This window comes from Alkaliphilus crotonatoxidans (genome assembly GCF_054658015.1).
Genome location: NZ_BAAHXS010000004.1, coordinates 1124761 through 1140538 on the forward strand (window position 1 = coordinate 1124761; position 15778 = coordinate 1140538).

Here is a 15778-nt window from a genome sequence, read left to right on the forward strand (position 1 = left end):
TGAAATTGTTATTGTTGTTTGCGTATAAATTTGTGGTATAATATTCTTAAAAACATTTAAGGAGTGTGGTTAAACTTGGACCCGAGTCACATGTGGGAGCTACTTGTTTTAATCTTATTATTAATGCTATCTGCCTTTTTTTCGGCTTCAGAAACGGCCCTTATGTCTCTGAGCAAAATTAGGGTGAGGCATCTGGTTGATGAGAAAATTCATGGTGCAGAGACAGTCTTTAAGCTGTTGGATGAACCAAATAAGCTCCTGGGAACCATTTTGGTGGGAAACAATATTGTTAACATAGCAGCTTCAGCCCTGGCAACCTCTATTGCCCTGGAGGCCTTTGGAAATAATGGTGTGGCCATTGCCACAGGGATCATGACCTTTTCAGTACTGGTTTTCTCTGAGATTACACCTAAGTCTTTAGCTGCTCAAAATGCCGAGGCAATTTCCTTAAAGATCAGTAGGCCCATGGCATGGATTGTTATGGTTTTGCGTCCCATTGTAATTGTGTTCAATTTCGTTACAGATAACTTAATGAAATTAATGGGTATCAATCGGTATAATGACCGCCCCTTCATTACTGAAGAAGAGCTTAAGACAGTTGTAACCGTCAGTCAAGAGGAAGGGGTATTAGAAGTAGACGAAAAGGAAATGATCTATAATGTCTTTGAATTCGGAGACAGCCAGATTAAAGATGTGATGGTTCAAAGGACAGATATCATTGCCCTGGATGTGAATTTAAATTATGAGGAAACCATTAACTTAATCAGAAACGAGAAACTTTCCCGATATCCTGTATATGATGAGGGAATTGACAATATAATCGGTGTATTGAATGTAAGAGATCTGTTCACAGTGGAGGATATTAAGGAGACCTTTTGTCTTAGGGATTATCTCAGAAAGGCCTTTTTTACCTTTGAATACAAGAAAGTAGCAGACCTGTTTAAGGAGATGAAAAAAAATAAGAACCATATGGCCATTGTGCTGGATGAATATGGTGGAACAGCAGGTATTGTTACAATGGAGGATTTAATTGAAGAAATTGTAGGGGATATTCAGGACGAATATGATGAACAGGAAAATGACTTTGAAATGATCAGTGAGCATGAATATTTAGTGAAAGGAAATGTAAAAATAGAGCTAGTTAATGAAATGATTGGACTTAACTTGGAATCAGAGGATTTTGATTCCATTGGGGGCTTCATCATCGGCGAGCTGGGCAGATTTCCGAAAAAAGGTGAATCAGTCAATTATCAGCATGTTAAGCTAGTGCTTGAAGAAATAGAGGGAAATCGTATTAAAAAGGTGAGGCTGGTAACCACCTCATCGTAGTCAGGAATTACGGTTAAAGCTTACTGCTTGTCAAGTTTCAGTAAGCTTTTTCTATTCATCAGGTTCTAATCAATTAATTATCTATGGGGCAAATGAAGAAAGGATCGGAGGATCATGAAGGATTATCGAAACTACCTACCTAATTTTATCAGATTATTGATTGCAGTCTTGATTTTTTTAACATTATTTTTTTGGGGTGGAAAAATAATTTTAATGACATTACCCTTCCTTTTGGGGTGGTTGGTGGCAGGCTTAATCGAACCCCTAATCGTCTGGATGCAGCGAAGGTTGGGAATCAAACGAGCCTTGAGCAGCTTAATTGGTGTGGTACTCTTCGTGATCCTTGTTTTGACTATTTTCACCACCATCGGAACCTTAATTACCCTTCAGATGATGGCTTTATATCAATATTTGCCTGAATATGCTAACCTGATATATGAGAGGGGGCAAAGTATTTTGAAGGAAATACAGGATTATTATACCCTCATTCCTTCAGACATTGCCCAGACCATGCTGACGGCCTTTGATGGAGTTGTTAAGGCGGTAACAGGTCAGCTCAGTATTTTTTTAGGTTCATTTTTTAGTGCACTTTCAATTGTTCCAGAATTAATTATCTTTACTATTGTCGCCATTATATCGGCCTATTTAATTTCCAGAGACCGACAGCTTATCTACAATTTTATTAAACTGCAAATTCCCCCTGACTGGTTTCCGAAGCTGACAATTATTAAAAATGATTTAATTTTAGCAGTAGGGGGCTATATTAAGGCTCAGCTTATATTAATGATTCCTACCTTTATTGTCTGCAGTATTGGCCTGCTGCTTATAAGAATGGAATTTGCCCTGTTAATCGCCCTTACAGCAAGTCTCTTGGATGCCCTGCCTGTCTTAGGAACAGGAACGGTATTTGTTCCCATTATTGTCTGGCAGACTATTAAAGGGAATTACCTTGTTGCGGCTTTTCTAGGGGTGATCTATGGTATTACCGTTATCCTGCGCAGATTTTTAGAACCCAAGGTACTGGCTACCCAAATCGGTTTTCATCCCCTGAGTGTTTTACTAGCCATGTATATCGGCTTACGATTAATTGGGTTTGCAGGGATGATTTTGGGGCCCATTGCTTTAATATTATTATTAACCATGCAAAAACTCGAACTGCTGCCTAAGTGGCGAAGGCCCCCTGATGCGGGAAGGCCCTTGGAATAATCCGTAGAAGAATTCTTATTAATTTGGCAGGAAAATAAAATCTATTGTAGAAGAAAAATGGTATAGATAAAAATTTAACAATTTACTCCTGGGAAATCAGCTTACATAAACAAGGAGTAAATATTACAATAGAGATGGGTGAAAATCATGAGAATACCAGAGAAGTTCTATGAAATATACAATGTCGAATCGATGCAGATACAGGAAAAATTTTATAGTAAAAAAAATGATGTTATCTGGATTAAAACCTATGATCATCAGGGGCAGAAAAAGGATATTGTTGTTAAACAGTATAAGCAATCTAACTGGAGCTGTAATAAAGAGGCTGATATACTGACGAGCCTAAGGGAAGAAGGACTGGCAGTTCCAACGGTATATTTTAAAAGCAACAATTTGATCATCATGGAATATATACAGGGAGAAGTACTGCTAGATACAATTTTGAGGCAGGAAAATGATTCAGCCGATACCCTCAGGGGCTATTCCAACACCATTGTCTGGGAATTAACCCAATGGTTAAGTGATTTTTACCGGGCTATGAAGAAGTGGAGTAAAAAGGATTATATTAAGGGGGATATGAATCTTAGAAATTTCATTTATGGTGATAAGCTTTACGGAATTGATTTTGAAAATAGTCGAACGGGTAACAGAGAAAAGGATATTGGAAGGCTCAGTGCCTTTATTTTAACCTATAACCCTGCCTTTAGCCAGTTTAGAGTTCATTTTACAAGGGAGCTTCTTCAATCCCTCCAGGATATTTTACCCATTGATCTCGATGCCGTCATCCAGGAATTGAAACTTGAATTAAATGAAATCTCAAATCGTAGAAATATCCTTTATCCTCAAGATCAGATCGAACCAATTATTAGTACTTTAAAGCAGCCAAAGCAAATATATAAAATTAAGTAACTTTACCAAAATATTCAGTGGCTATTTCCTATATTCTTGATATAATTAGTATATATTTTGGGGAAGGGGAAAAAACAGTGATCAGCCGACAAAAGAATTATCTTATGAGTAAAATGATTATTATATTTTTGATTTTGTCCCTTTTTTTTCAAATTACCTCCTATGAAAATGAAGCTCCTATAGATCGATTCACTCAAGAATATAACAGGGAATACTTCTTGATTAATAACCGGCTGGAAGTTCCAATAATCATGAATGAGTCTAAACAAATTCAGGAGATATACCAATTATTTCAGATCGCATCCCACGTAATATTGTTTATTAATATCACCTTAAAAGCAATGACTGATCATAAGCCGCCCTTTGATCCCATACGAAATAGCCGAATTCTTTCCCGGTTAAACTTAACCTTAAGGGCGCTTATTAACCCACATCAACATATGAGCAGGTTTAAGGCTCCCTTCCATTGCTTATAACCCAAAAAGCAATGGAAGGGAGGTAAGTAGGCCATGTCCCTTGATGTAGTTGTTGTGATTGTAATATTTGTATTATTTTGTATTGGAAGTTTTATACTGATTAAAAAGTCCAATGATGAAATGAAAAAAGATAACCAGTCGTAAGGAATACCTGGTAAAAAGAATAATTGTTAAGGTCCCTATCATATATGATGCAAAAAATCAGTGTACGAGTAAGGTCTGCTGATACTAAAAAGCGTCAAAGAATAGGGACCTTTTATTGGATTAAACAAAAAGATTCCCCTTTGAAATTAATTGATTTCAATGGAAAATTTTGATAGTATTGAATTAATAAAACTAACCATATATTTGTTACATCAATCTGAAATTAATGGCGGTTAATTGATAAAAACGATATAAATGGGTTATAAGATTAAAAAAATGATAAAAAATGAGTTACTTTTTATCTGGAGGGGGATAAAGTATGGAGATATTATCGCCTGGGGAAAAGATTAGAAGGCTAAGAAAAGACCTGGGCCTGAATCAGGGGGATTTGGCAAATGATTTATTGACAAGAAGCCTAATTAGTATGATTGAAAATGGGAAGCGTAAGCTCACCCTGGACTCGGCCAAAATCATCTCTACTCGTCTTGATCATTATTATAGGCCCCTGGGAAAGGCTATTACACCGGAATATTTGATGGAATCTGAAGGGCAGCAGGTTGCTCGGTACATTTCCAGGGAGCTTGAAGGGCTGCGGCACTTAAAAGAAACAAAAGGTGTTGAAGAACAAGACTTTGAATCCATCTTTCAATATATCGGCCAATTGGCAAAAAACTATGGATTAGACTCCGTTTACCATGAAGTGCTTTATCGGCAAGGTCAGTACCATTATAAAAAATATCAGTATAAAAAGGCCCTAGCCTGCTTTAATCAGGTTCTGGAATATAACTTAATCAATAGAAATTATCATGAAACCGCAAAACTGTATAACGAGATTGGGAAATGTAACTATATGCTTTTGTATTTAGAAACGGCCATTGTTTACTATTCTCGAGCCTACGAAACCGCCGTACAGCAAAACATTAGTAACCATATCAAGCTTGATGCCATCCATAATCTAATTTTAACCTATTACAAGCATGGAAAGTACCAGCAGGCTTTACAAATGCTCAGAAAATTCCGGGGGATGGATACAGGAAAAACCAAACCACGGCTAATGAACAATCTATTGCTGATTGAATCGACCATCTACCGGAATATCGGTAATTTAGACAAGGCAGAAAAAATATTGAATCTGCTGGTTTTCAGAAAGGATCAGCTGCATAACGATACCCAGGCACTGCTTTATGCCAATTTATCAATTTTATATCGCATCAGAGGAGATTTTCACAAGGCCTATCAGTATATTCAATTGGCCATTACATTAAAAAAACAAATTGCGAAGGCATACCTACCCAATATCCTGTTACAGCTGGCCGAATATTATAGAGCAGTGGAAGCCTACCCCGAGGCCATTGAAACCTTGAAGGAGATCCATAGCATTTCAAAGGAGATGGACTTGAATGAGGGACTAATCGATACCTGTTTTCTTTTTACAGAGGTGTACCTGGAATTAAAGGATTACCAGCAGGCTGAGGCATATATTAGGCAGGCTGAGGAAGTCATTCTATCGGAGGAGTCGGAAATTGCCGGTAAAAAACAAGTACTGTATACCTACTATGTGGACTTGTATAACGATATGGATAATAAGGAAAAATGTAAGGAATACACCAAAAAACTAAGAGAACAATTTGCCATTTTTAATTAAGCTTCAAGCTCAGGAGGGAAGGCTATGAAAAGAGGTCTAATGGCAGCAACGGTATTAATGGTATTATTAATTTCTTTAGTTGTAGTTGCTATTTCTCCAATTCAAGCTGTTTCAAGGGATAACCCCAATTACGAGGGAAGGGTGCTAATTGTAGCCGAAGGTGGGCTACCCCATACTATTCCCGGGCCAATGGGGAATCCTGACCCAATGCCTGAGTGAACAGCAGCGTAAAGACTTTTGGCTAATGACTGGATGGTAAACCAGCCATGGTAAGGATTTCACAGAAATTAAACGGGTACCCCTTATTCTTGATAGGAGTACCCGTTTATTGTAAATAGAGTCGGAAGTAGCTGTGCCAATCATCTTCTGTTTTTGGTGGCTCGGTATTAATCATACGATATGATCAGCATCCTTCCTTGAAATAAAATATTCCTTTAAACTATCGCCGTAAGGTTAGGCCAGCACCCTGGAAATTGGTTAGATTTCATATAGCTCTCTTATCTAGCTTGCCTTTTCAATAACGCAGGGTATTGAAAAAAACTGAAATACATAAAACTCCATTGTTCATTTTAAAGCTATGATTGGCAGGGAGCTACCGGATTCTATTTATATTCATTATATACCATCAGCAATATAAAATAAACAGAAAAATCTAAAAATTATAGCATTTTTTATTTTGCTTTGGAATACAAAATACAATTATTATTTTTTTAAAGGAAAATGAAACCATATGTAGAATAATCTAAAATAATGGGTAAATTTAGATATATATAGCTAAATTTGTAATTTTTTCGTGTACTATTAAAGATTTCGCTTATTATTATGGGGGCTAGGGCAACCCCTATTAATAATATATATAATTATAGACTTAAATGAAAGGCGAGATGCCATTTTGTAAAGTGAAACGCAATATTTGAAACCGACAACTGAATATTTGTAAACGAAACGCAGTTTTTGTACTCGAGAAGCCAGTTTTGAAAACAAAAAGCCACTATTGTAACCCAAATGCAGTTTGATTTTCCGAAAAATCTGGTGTATTATGGGTTAAAATGGGCATGCCAAACAGAGATCGACTCCCTCTCGATTTTTTTGTAATCGGAGAATCCACCCCTGTTTTATGGATTAAGCATGGATAGTTGGCAGCGCAGTACTTAGTTTCTAATGTTACTTTTTGAGAAGACTTTGTTTTAGCGTGATGTTATCGGCTGCAACCGGTGAACATCCGAGTTTATGCAAAACCTCTTCTCCGTGGTAGAAGCTGAACGTTTCGTATGGGCTACGATTGTTCAGCTTTTTTCTTTTGTAGGAATTGATATGATTCATCATCGTTGTGATGTCTTCCTGAACTAGGTGATTAAAGCTTGTCCCTTTAGGAAGCACTCTACGAATCAGGCAATGATTGACTTCAATAGCCCCCTTCTGGTGAGGACAACCGGCATCGCAGTAATAAATCCGTGTGCGCAAATCAGGCCCATACTCAATAGCCTTGGGATTGGAAAACTCACTACCATTGTCCGTAAGAATAACAGGAAACAGTTTTCGAAACGGTTCACGTCCGAGCCGTTGATCAAGGTCATTAAATATATCAATTACCGATTGAGAGGTATTGGATTCCCTCAGGAAAGCAAGCATCAGATTAGTTTCTACGAAATGTATTGTTAGTAGGCACTTACCACCCTGGGAACCAATTACAGTGTCCATTTGGACGATCGCAGTATCAGGATTATCGTCAATGAAGCTTTGGAACGCCTCGTAGTTGCGACCAATTCTGCAGCCCTTGTCTACTTTAAATTCCGGCTTTTTATATCGCTCGCGGAACTTTACTTTCCTGGGTAAATCAATATTGCGCACATCGAGCAAGCAGGCATCGATGTAGTTATAGATGGTTTTTTCACTACACATTATTTCATCTTGATGAGTAACATAAATCTGATGGATGGATTGTCCCTGCTTCACCAGCGGACTGATAATTGCATTAAGTCTGGCTATCTCTTCTTCGCTGACACACAGACCACTACGGGATTCAGAAATAATTTTATGAGCTTTAACATGAGCATGCTCCGCATGGTAGAGGTTTTTCATCAAAGTACACTTACTGATCTGCTCGCAGCCATTGCAGACGTAAGGTACCCGAAATCTTGCAGTACAGATTTCCTCAATGAAGTCAGGGCAGTTGTGGTTACACTTTTGACAGAGTTTGCAGTATGCTGCTGAAAGCCTCGAGCATTCCTTGCCGCAGAGCCTTTTCTTTCTACAGTTAATACGGTTTTTGCAAGCATTGTATGGAAACCCTGGATATCCAGTGGCTACTTCTGCAAGATGCTTACGGACTTCTCTGGAAATCGTTGTCGGATTCTTATGCAATCTCCGAGCAATTTCTTTAAATGATACACTCTCTTTTAGGTATTTTTGAAGGGTTAGCCTCTCTTCGTATGTAAAAAACTTAGACATATTTTACTCTCCTTTTTGCCGCCAACCCATTTAGAATATATGGCAGAGAAAAGGTTTGTAAATAAAAAGATTGGTTCAAGACCAATCTTTTGTAAGCCAGATTGCAACCACCTGGAATTTATTCATTTTATCGCTTTATATATTTTAATTTCAATTGAAAGGGTTGCATTTCGATTTGCAATTAAAGTATATAATTATAGGTATCAAAAATCTATAAAGTAAGATGAATGGAGGCTGTTTATGGAGAAATTAAGGAATGAGGAACTGGGAATTGGCGATTGGCTTTCGATGACGAGTCACCATTTCGGAAAAAACATTAAGGTAATACTTCAGTTTGTACTAATATTTAATATTTTATTGCCTTTAGTGCTGTATTTTACCCCCTACAGATTGGGGTTGGATGCTTCTGCCGTGAAATACTACCTAATGATTTATGGAATGGGTTATTTAGTTAAAGCCATAGCGTTTGCAATTATTACAGGCTTTGTTGGGATCATTGCTACCTTGGGCCTGGCCATTACCATTGAAGAGTCGGTATTGGGAAGAGAAATTATCTTCAGGGAGGCCCTTTCCAGAGCCATGAGCACTTTGGTTGATAGCTGGGTGACCAGCCTTTTAATGGGTCTGATTATTGTTGGATTGACTTTACTTTTAATTATTCCCGGAATTATATGGGCCGTGTACTATGCCTTTGTGCTGCAGGTGGTGGTATTAAGGCAGGTGAAGTATAAAAAGGCGCTAAATTATAGTAAAGAATTGGTCAGGGGAAAATGGGGAAAGGTTTTTGGGTATATGCTGCTCATAATAGTAATTGGTTTCGCCCTGGGATTAGTTTTGGGGATCTTGGCCCTTCCTCTTGATATTTTAGGTTTAGAAGGTCTGGGGGGAATAATCACTGAAATATTAAGCAAGGTTTATGGAGGCTATTCGGTTGTAGCAACGACCATTCTCTTTCTAAACCTGGACTATTTAAAATATGGCTTTGATCAAGAACCGGAGCTCATACAGTAAGGTAAATCTGTTAGATCTTCTTGTTCTTGTACAAATAGTATAACAGCAGTGTTCCTACAACAACAAAGGCCAGGGTAATTAAGCCTTGATACAGTAATTTCATGATTTACCTCCTGAATAAAATTTGACAAAATGCCCGATATTAGTAGTATGGGGGAAATGAAAGAACTTTATGCTAGGAGAATAGTCAATGAAAGCATATATTGAAGTTGTGCTACAGACAGTACTGGCCTTTTTTTCAATTTTATTTTTAACTAGGCTGTTGGGTAGGCAACAGGTCTCGCAATTAACCTTACAGGAATACATAAACGGAATTACCTTTGGGTCTATTGCAGCTACCTTGGCGACGGATTTAAGTCAACGAACCTGGCAGCATTTTATCGGTCTGTTGCTCTTTGGCCTTTTTACCTTTTTGATTTCCATTGGGGTAAGAAAAAACAGACTGCTTTCAAAGCTAGTTCAGGGAGAGCCCGTAGTCGTGATACAAGATGGGAAAATATTAGAAGCCAATTTAAGTCGATTCCAATATACCCTTGAAGATTTAAATGTACTACTGCGAAAAAAAGATGTTTTTGATGTGACCGAAGTAAAATACGGCATATTGGAGCCCAATGGAGAACTGAGCGTAATGAAGGTGGCAGAAAAAAGTGCCGTTACGGTTGAAGATTTAAATCTAAAGGTTAAGGAAAAGGATATTCCCCTGGAGGTGATTGTAACCGGCAGCTTCATTTATGAAAATTTGAAAAACCGAGGGTTAACAGCTCAATGGCTGCTAAAGCGGTTAAATGATCAGGGCATACAAGATGTAAAAGAGGTTTATTATGCGACCCTGGATGACAACAATCAGCTCTATGCCGATTTATATCAGGATCACCTTGAAAAAAACAAACGAAATATTTCCGAGAGCGATCTTACCAAAGAGGAATAACACTCGGGCCTTAAGGCCCGGGTGTTTTTTTTAAAATTAGTTTATTGTTTCTTAATTATTAATTAGGGTGATGATATGATATAATATTGATAATCAAACCAGCTTGAAAGGAAGAAATCTATGGATAAAACGATTCAGCAGGCTCCACGGCCCACAAGTATTGGCGGGCAGGCCCTCTTCGAAGGGGTGATGATGAAGGGCCCCAGGGAGGTGGCCATTGCTGTCAGAACTCCTGACAATCAGATTACTGTAAAAAAAGAGGCAGTAACTGGCCTGACCAAAAAGCTAAAAATTAATAAAATCCCCTTTGTTAGGGGGGCGGTTGCCCTCATTGATTCCATGGTACTGGGCGTTCGATCCCTGACCTATTCTGCTGAACTGTTGGAGGAAAACACGGCTTCAGAGGAACCCGACAGGGTAGAGCAATTTTTAAAGAAGATTTTTAAAGACAAGGCCAATGATGTAGTACTATATTTCTCTGTTTTTATTGCCCTTGTCATGTCGGTGGGAATTTTCATGTTGGGTCCCACCATGGTGGTGGGGCTGTTAAAGCGCTTTATCAACAGTCACCTGCTGTTGAATTTAACAGAGGGCTTATTGCGGCTGGGCCTTTTCACCCTCTATGTGTATCTAATCGCTAAGCTGGAAGACATGAGGCGAGTTTTTCAGTATCATGGTGCAGAGCATAAGGCCATTTATTGCTATGAGAATGGGGAAGAACTGACGGTAGAAAACACAAGAAAATATACAACGCTGCATCCCCGGTGCGGCACCAGCTTTCTTTTTATTGTTATGATGGTAAGCATGATCATGTTTTCACTGATTAGCTGGTCTAATATATGGATCAGATTAGCATCAAGGCTGGCATTACTGCCTCTCATTGCAGGGGTTTCCTACGAGATTATCCGGTTTGCTGGGAAAAGTCAATCACCAATCATGGCTTTGGTCAGCTATCCTGGAATGATGATGCAGAAGCTTACCACCCTGGAGCCCGACGACAGCCAACTTGAAGTAGCAATTGAAGCCTTAAAAAGTGTTCTGGTGGAAAATAAGGAGGAAATGGATTGGTAACAGCAGCTCAATTAATTAAATTGGGTACAGAGGAGCTGAAAGGTTCAAGTATAGACACACCTCAGTTGGATGCTGAGGTGCTTCTATGTTATTTGCTAAATATTGAGCGTATTCAGCTCCATATTTACCCTGAAAGGGAAATTGCCCAGGAAATATGTCAAAAATTTTGGGAAGTCGTTGAGAAAAGAAAAAAACAGGTACCTGTACAATATTTGACGAATCGACAGGAGTTTATGGGGCTTGATTTTTATGTCGATCAAAGGGTGTTAATCCCCCGGGGAGACACTGAAATTTTGGTGGAGGAGGTACTGAGACTCTATCGGCAGGGGCTTTATTCAGAAAACGTCAAACTACTGGATTTAGGGACAGGAAGTGGTGCCATTGGCCTTAGTTTGGCCAAACTGATTGATCGAAGCCAGGTAACCTTGGTGGATATTTCAGCCGATGCCCTGGAGGTGGCCCAAATAAATGCTGATCTAATAGGGGTCTCCAACAAGGTTGAATTTTATCACGGCGATCTTTTTGAGGCCTTAAAAGGGGATCGGGCACATATGGATTTTCATTTTGTCCTTTCAAATCCGCCTTATATTTCTCGGCGAGTGATCGAAACCTTATCCCCCCAGGTTAAGGAATATGAGCCCTACAACGCTCTGGATGGCGGCGAAGACGGACTGGATTTCTATAGAAAAATTGTTGAAAGGGCCATGGAATTTATCCTTCCAGGGGGCTGGCTGGTGGTTGAGATTGGATTTGATCAAGGGCCGGCTGTTAAGGAGCTGCTGGAGGCCCGGGGATTTCATGCAGTTGAAATTATAAGGGATTTAGCGGGGCTAGATAGGGTAGTAAAGGGTACCAAGCCCGCTTAAAATAATAAAGGCTGAGATCATGGAAAAGTTCAATGTCTCAGCTTTTATTGTGAAGCGAAGCTACTTAATTAGAAAATCAAGTATATTCCAGCCATCAGAGGTTTGTCCACGGTATAATTCAGTGTAGCCGCACTTTTTACAGCTGATGGTAATAAATTTTTTATTTTGAATATCAAATATTTTGGCGAAATTTCCACCCGTAGCCTGGAATTGATCACTTTCAAATCCAGTCCCCTTGCATTTGGGGCAAACATATTGCATCTTCTCCATTGTTTCGGCTCCTTTCCCTTAAATTGGTACATCTATTGTATATTATATGGCAATCTCAAGGCTGATATGTAACGTTAAGGCACAGGACATTGAAATATCCTGTGCCTATATTATTAAACCTATGCAAGAGCCTTTAGAGGGTTAAGTGAATGATAATGTCTGGGTTTAATACTCTGAAGGTAAAGGATTCAGTAATAAATAGTCTAACCTTGTGCAAATCATGGCCCTCATAGCCAATGCTGAAATCCTGGCCGATGGTCATTTCTAAATCCTCATGATCATAGGGCACAAGCAGGGCATCCTCCAGGGTGGGAGCATAGATAATTTTGCTGCCTAATAGTTCCTCAATGGTTTTTTTCAGTGGATAGCCAGCCGCAATCATATTGATTCGCTTCCAGCCTTCATCCCCCACGATCAGACTATAGGGGCCGGCAACATAAGCAGATTTTAATAATAGCATTCCCTTGGAAATGGCCTCCATAATACTGCCGGCATCATCGCCAAGCTCAAGCTGTTGTGAAGCCGCCTCCACCAGGCCGTCAATCTGGCCGTCTATGTATCCGTTATAAATAGCACTTTCTTCGAATAGGGCTATTTTTTCTGCGGCTTCCTCTAGGGGTGATAAGTCGGCATCCTTGGCGCCACGGATAATGTTATCCATTTCCCAACGATCAAGCTCAAAAACAATACGGGTCTCCACCAAGGGCTGTACATTATAAATACCGCTGGTGACCTCGCCGGTTCTTTCCTCAAGCAGTCTCAGTCTTCCCTTGGGTACAGCATTATAATTCCAGCCTTTAGGCCCTTCAACCTTTACAACGCGACGGGCAGAAAGATGGTTTTTGAGAACCTCAGCAGCCTTTGCTTCTATTTCATTCCAGGCTTCCTGTGTTAAAGGAGCTAAAGATTTTTTTAACATATCCATGTCGTTTTCCTCCCCCATTATTTTAAGTTTCCGATATTTAAACCTGATGAACCGGTTTTTTCATCCTGTTCATCGCCATGATCTCCCACAATAGGACCATCCTTAAACAAAATATTTCTCAGCTGATCATCCCAGGCAGGCATATTTCTCCTGAGCCACTCCAGAGTAACACAGGCATGTTCAATCTCTTCATCACGGTTATGGGCCAGTATTTCCTTCAGCTGGGGGTCGGTAGTAACGGCCACCCTTTGATTATACCAATCTATCGCCTCTACTTCCTCCTTCAGACTGTTTAAAGCCCTCATGATGTCCTTGGTTTTTTCGTCTAGCTTTTCCGCTGGTTCATGGTAATTTGACATACGAAAACCTCCCTCTAATATTCAATACAAATAACAATTACCCTTAATACTATTATAAATAACATCATTGAATTTCGCATTATAATATTATAAAATTTTACGATTATGGTAAAAAAATATAATAGAGAAGAAGAGGAATGGCAAAAGCTATATAATTATGATATAATATTTAGATGTCTAAAATAATCGTGGTTGAGGTGAAACATCATGCTAGATAAGCTAGCTTTTTTGGAAGAGAAGCATATTGATTTGAGTAAAAAGATCAGTGACCCAGACGTAATCAGTAATCAAAACGAGTGGAAAAAATTAGTAAAAGAACATGCAGAGCTAGACCCAATCGTAGAAAAATACAAAGAATATAAGCAGGCTCAATCAGCCATGGAAGAAGCAAAGGAAATTTTGTATGATAAAACCGCCGACGGCGAGCTGAGGGAAATGGCAAAGCTGGAGATGGAAGAAATGCAGGAAGCCATGGAAAGGCTTGAGAGTGAACTGACCATTCTGTTATTACCCAAGGACCCTAACGATGAAAAAAATGTAATTGTTGAAATTCGTGCAGGTGCTGGAGGGGACGAGGCAGGTCTTTTTGCAGCGGTACTCTTTAGAATGTATACCCGATATGCCGAGCGACAAAATTGGAAAACAGAAATGATGAGCGTTAATGAAACCGGTGTAGGGGGCTACAAAGAGGTTATCTTTATGATTAAAGGAAAAGGTGCCTACTCAAAGCTAAAATATGAAAGCGGTGCCCATCGGGTACAGAGAATCCCCACCACCGAATCTGGAGGAAGAATTCATACCTCCACAGCAACGGTGGCCGTATTGCCTGAAGTAGATGATGTGGAGTTTGAAATTAATCCCAATGAATTACGAATCGATGTATTTCGATCCTCTGGATCAGGCGGACAAAGTGTTAACACCACCGACTCTGCCGTCAGAGTCACCCATTTGCCCACAGGCATGGTAGTTTCCTGTCAAGATGAGAAATCTCAACACAAAAACAAGGAAAAGGCCATTATGATTCTGAAATCCCGGCTGATGGATAAGCTAATTCAAGAGCAGCAGGCGGAAATTGCGGAAAACAGGAAGAGTCAGGTGGGTACCGGTGACAGAAGCGAAAGAATCCGAACCTATAATTATCCCCAGGGAAGAATAACAGATCACAGGATTAATATGACGATCTATAAGCTGGATGCGTTTTTAGATGGTGAAATAGAAGAGATGCTTGATGCCCTGATAACTTCTGATCAGGCTGAAAAGCTTAAACAAGTACAATAATTTTAAAGGTCAGGAAGGTGAGCGAATTATATGCTTACCTTTTTTTACTTCCAACGGCTGTGGAAATTATATATTAAGGAATTCCCCCTTTTAATGATAATTCCAAGTTTTCTTTAATATATTAGAAAGAGATGGCTCGGTTAAGGGGGAGATGCAATTGAGCAGCTTGATGAAAACAACCTTAATAGGATTTTTCGTGGGAATTGTGGGCACGGGGGCTGGCGGTTCTGTGGCGTTTGTTCTGAAGAACCCCTCCAAAAAATTTCTTAGTAGTGTTATTGGACTATCGAGTGGCTTAATGCTGGCAATTGTCACCTTTGAGCTGTTACCCGAAGCCTTTATGCTGGGGGGAGTTCTACCTACAATAGCAGGTCTGGGAGTGGGAGGACTGGTTGCCTCGTTATTGGATGAGTTTATTTCAAGACTGGCTTATATAAAAAGAAGACAAGGGAAAGGCTATTTAAAGGCAGGAATTTTATTGGGAATCGGAATCGCAATGCACAATTTCCCTGAAGGCCTGGCCATTGGTTCAGGCTTTATGGCTCAACAGCGCTTGGGTATAGGGCTGGCCATTGTCATTGCCCTTCATAATATGCCAGAAGGAATTGCCATGGCAACACCCATGAGGGTGGGTGGCTATTCGGCGCCCAGGGCCTTTCTTATTACCCTGTTGGCTGGTGCGCCGATGGGGGTCGGAGCCTATTTAGGGGGGCTGATAGGGGCCTACGCCTATGGTTTCATTGGCTTGTGCCTGGCCTTTGCCGGGGGAACGATGCTTTTTATTACCTTTGGAGAGCTGCTGCCCAAGGGGAAGGAATTGGATGGAAGCAGAATTTCCACCTATTTTGCCATAATTGGCTTTATGCTGGGGGTTTTCATATCAAAAACCTTTTAGTTTCCATTGTTAAAG

Annotated in this window: 15 protein-coding genes; 11 read left to right on the plus strand and 4 right to left on the minus strand. The window is 39.7% G+C overall.

Features of this window, described 5'->3' with window-relative positions; genetic code table 11:
• The first annotated feature begins 90 nt into the window (after positions 1 to 90).
• The 5 genes from ACYQ1I_RS07845 to ACYQ1I_RS07865 all read left to right on the plus strand — a co-directional run bounded on the left by ACYQ1I_RS07845 (position 91) and on the right by ACYQ1I_RS07865 (position 5928).
• Positions 91 to 1329 (plus strand): HlyC/CorC family transporter, encoded by a 1239-nt coding sequence (locus ACYQ1I_RS07845; protein WP_459764044.1) that lies wholly within the window; start codon positions 91 to 93, stop codon positions 1327 to 1329.
• 114 nt (positions 1330 to 1443) lie between these two features.
• The gene (gene ytvI, locus ACYQ1I_RS07850) at positions 1444 to 2535 is read left to right on the plus strand and encodes a sporulation integral membrane protein YtvI (protein ID WP_459764046.1); all 1092 of its coding nucleotides are present in this window, start codon (positions 1444 to 1446) and stop codon (positions 2533 to 2535) included.
• A gap of 147 nt (positions 2536 to 2682) precedes the next feature.
• Positions 2683 to 3444, plus strand: a complete 762-nt coding sequence (locus ACYQ1I_RS07855; protein WP_459764048.1) for an RIO1 family regulatory kinase/ATPase domain-containing protein — start codon at positions 2683 to 2685, stop codon at positions 3442 to 3444.
• 939 nt (positions 3445 to 4383) lie between these two features.
• On the plus strand, positions 4384 to 5709 hold the full coding sequence (locus tag ACYQ1I_RS07860) for a helix-turn-helix domain-containing protein (RefSeq protein WP_459764050.1): 1326 nt from the start codon (positions 4384 to 4386) through the stop codon (positions 5707 to 5709).
• Positions 5710 to 5733: 24 nt separating this feature from the next.
• Positions 5734 to 5928, plus strand: coding sequence for a hypothetical protein (locus tag ACYQ1I_RS07865; RefSeq protein ID WP_459764052.1), 195 nt, complete (start codon positions 5734 to 5736; stop codon positions 5926 to 5928).
• A gap of 945 nt (positions 5929 to 6873) precedes the next feature.
• Here ACYQ1I_RS07865 and ACYQ1I_RS07870 read toward each other — a convergent pair.
• Positions 6874 to 8160: an IS30 family transposase gene (locus ACYQ1I_RS07870; RefSeq protein ID WP_459761661.1), complete on the minus strand. Its 1287-nt coding sequence runs from the start codon at positions 8158 to 8160 to the stop codon at positions 6874 to 6876.
• 240 nt (positions 8161 to 8400) lie between these two features.
• On the opposite strand from ACYQ1I_RS07870, the gene ACYQ1I_RS07875 reads away from it, so the two are divergent.
• The 4 genes from ACYQ1I_RS07875 to prmC all read left to right on the plus strand — a co-directional run bounded on the left by ACYQ1I_RS07875 (position 8401) and on the right by prmC (position 12036).
• Positions 8401 to 9171, plus strand: a complete 771-nt coding sequence (locus tag ACYQ1I_RS07875) for a DUF7847 domain-containing protein (protein WP_459764054.1) — start codon at positions 8401 to 8403, stop codon at positions 9169 to 9171.
• Between the two features lie 190 nt (positions 9172 to 9361).
• The gene (locus ACYQ1I_RS07880) at positions 9362 to 10099 is read left to right on the plus strand and encodes a YetF domain-containing protein (protein WP_459764056.1); all 738 of its coding nucleotides are present in this window, start codon (positions 9362 to 9364) and stop codon (positions 10097 to 10099) included.
• Positions 10100 to 10219: 120 nt separating this feature from the next.
• Positions 10220 to 11170, plus strand: a complete 951-nt coding sequence (locus ACYQ1I_RS07885; protein WP_459764058.1) for a DUF1385 domain-containing protein — start codon at positions 10220 to 10222, stop codon at positions 11168 to 11170.
• A complete protein-coding gene (gene prmC / locus ACYQ1I_RS07890; protein WP_459764060.1) occupies positions 11164 to 12036 on the plus strand; it encodes a peptide chain release factor N(5)-glutamine methyltransferase in 873 nt (290 codons plus the stop codon). Before ACYQ1I_RS07885 ends, prmC begins: the two co-directional genes overlap by 7 nt.
• 60 nt (positions 12037 to 12096) lie before the next feature.
• On the opposite strand, the gene ACYQ1I_RS07895 is transcribed toward prmC, so the two are convergent.
• The 3 genes from ACYQ1I_RS07895 to ACYQ1I_RS07905 form a co-directional block, all read right to left on the minus strand.
• A complete protein-coding gene (locus tag ACYQ1I_RS07895; RefSeq protein ID WP_459764062.1) occupies positions 12097 to 12306 on the minus strand; it encodes a zinc ribbon domain-containing protein in 210 nt (69 codons plus the stop codon).
• A gap of 133 nt (positions 12307 to 12439) precedes the next feature.
• Complete coding sequence (locus tag ACYQ1I_RS07900) at positions 12440 to 13231, minus strand: family 1 encapsulin nanocompartment shell protein (protein WP_459764064.1); 792 nt, start codon at positions 13229 to 13231, stop codon at positions 12440 to 12442.
• A gap of 17 nt (positions 13232 to 13248) precedes the next feature.
• A complete protein-coding gene (locus ACYQ1I_RS07905) occupies positions 13249 to 13590 on the minus strand; it encodes an encapsulin-associated ferritin-like protein (RefSeq protein ID WP_459764066.1) in 342 nt (113 codons plus the stop codon).
• Between the two features lie 207 nt (positions 13591 to 13797).
• Here ACYQ1I_RS07905 and prfA point away from each other — a divergent pair, with 207 nt between their 5' ends.
• Together prfA and ACYQ1I_RS07915 are read left to right on the plus strand one after the other, a co-directional pair.
• Positions 13798 to 14868, plus strand: coding sequence for a peptide chain release factor 1 (gene prfA, locus ACYQ1I_RS07910; RefSeq protein WP_459764068.1), 1071 nt, complete (start codon positions 13798 to 13800; stop codon positions 14866 to 14868).
• Between the two features lie 157 nt (positions 14869 to 15025).
• Positions 15026 to 15763, plus strand: coding sequence for a ZIP family metal transporter (locus ACYQ1I_RS07915; RefSeq protein WP_459764070.1), 738 nt, complete (start codon positions 15026 to 15028; stop codon positions 15761 to 15763).
• Positions 15764 to 15778 lie beyond the last annotated feature (15 nt).

Coding starts and splice junctions, on each gene's coding strand:
- ACYQ1I_RS07905 (WP_459764066.1), bottom strand. CDS start 13,590: ATGTCAAATTACCATGAACCAGCGGAAAAGCTAGACGAAAAAACCAAG.
- ACYQ1I_RS07885 (WP_459764058.1), top strand. CDS start 10,220: ATGGATAAAACGATTCAGCAGGCTCCACGGCCCACAAGTATTGGCGGG.
- ACYQ1I_RS07880 (WP_459764056.1), top strand. CDS start 9,362: ATGAAAGCATATATTGAAGTTGTGCTACAGACAGTACTGGCCTTTTTT.
- ytvI (WP_459764046.1), top strand. CDS start 1,444: ATGAAGGATTATCGAAACTACCTACCTAATTTTATCAGATTATTGATT.
- ACYQ1I_RS07865 (WP_459764052.1), top strand. CDS start 5,734: ATGAAAAGAGGTCTAATGGCAGCAACGGTATTAATGGTATTATTAATT.
- ACYQ1I_RS07870 (WP_459761661.1), bottom strand. CDS start 8,160: ATGTCTAAGTTTTTTACATACGAAGAGAGGCTAACCCTTCAAAAATAC.
- ACYQ1I_RS07845 (WP_459764044.1), top strand. CDS start 91: ATGTGGGAGCTACTTGTTTTAATCTTATTATTAATGCTATCTGCCTTT.
- ACYQ1I_RS07860 (WP_459764050.1), top strand. CDS start 4,384: ATGGAGATATTATCGCCTGGGGAAAAGATTAGAAGGCTAAGAAAAGAC.
- ACYQ1I_RS07855 (WP_459764048.1), top strand. CDS start 2,683: ATGAGAATACCAGAGAAGTTCTATGAAATATACAATGTCGAATCGATG.
- ACYQ1I_RS07875 (WP_459764054.1), top strand. CDS start 8,401: ATGGAGAAATTAAGGAATGAGGAACTGGGAATTGGCGATTGGCTTTCG.
- prfA (WP_459764068.1), top strand. CDS start 13,798: ATGCTAGATAAGCTAGCTTTTTTGGAAGAGAAGCATATTGATTTGAGT.
- ACYQ1I_RS07900 (WP_459764064.1), bottom strand. CDS start 13,231: ATGGATATGTTAAAAAAATCTTTAGCTCCTTTAACACAGGAAGCCTGG.
- ACYQ1I_RS07895 (WP_459764062.1), bottom strand. CDS start 12,306: ATGGAGAAGATGCAATATGTTTGCCCCAAATGCAAGGGGACTGGATTT.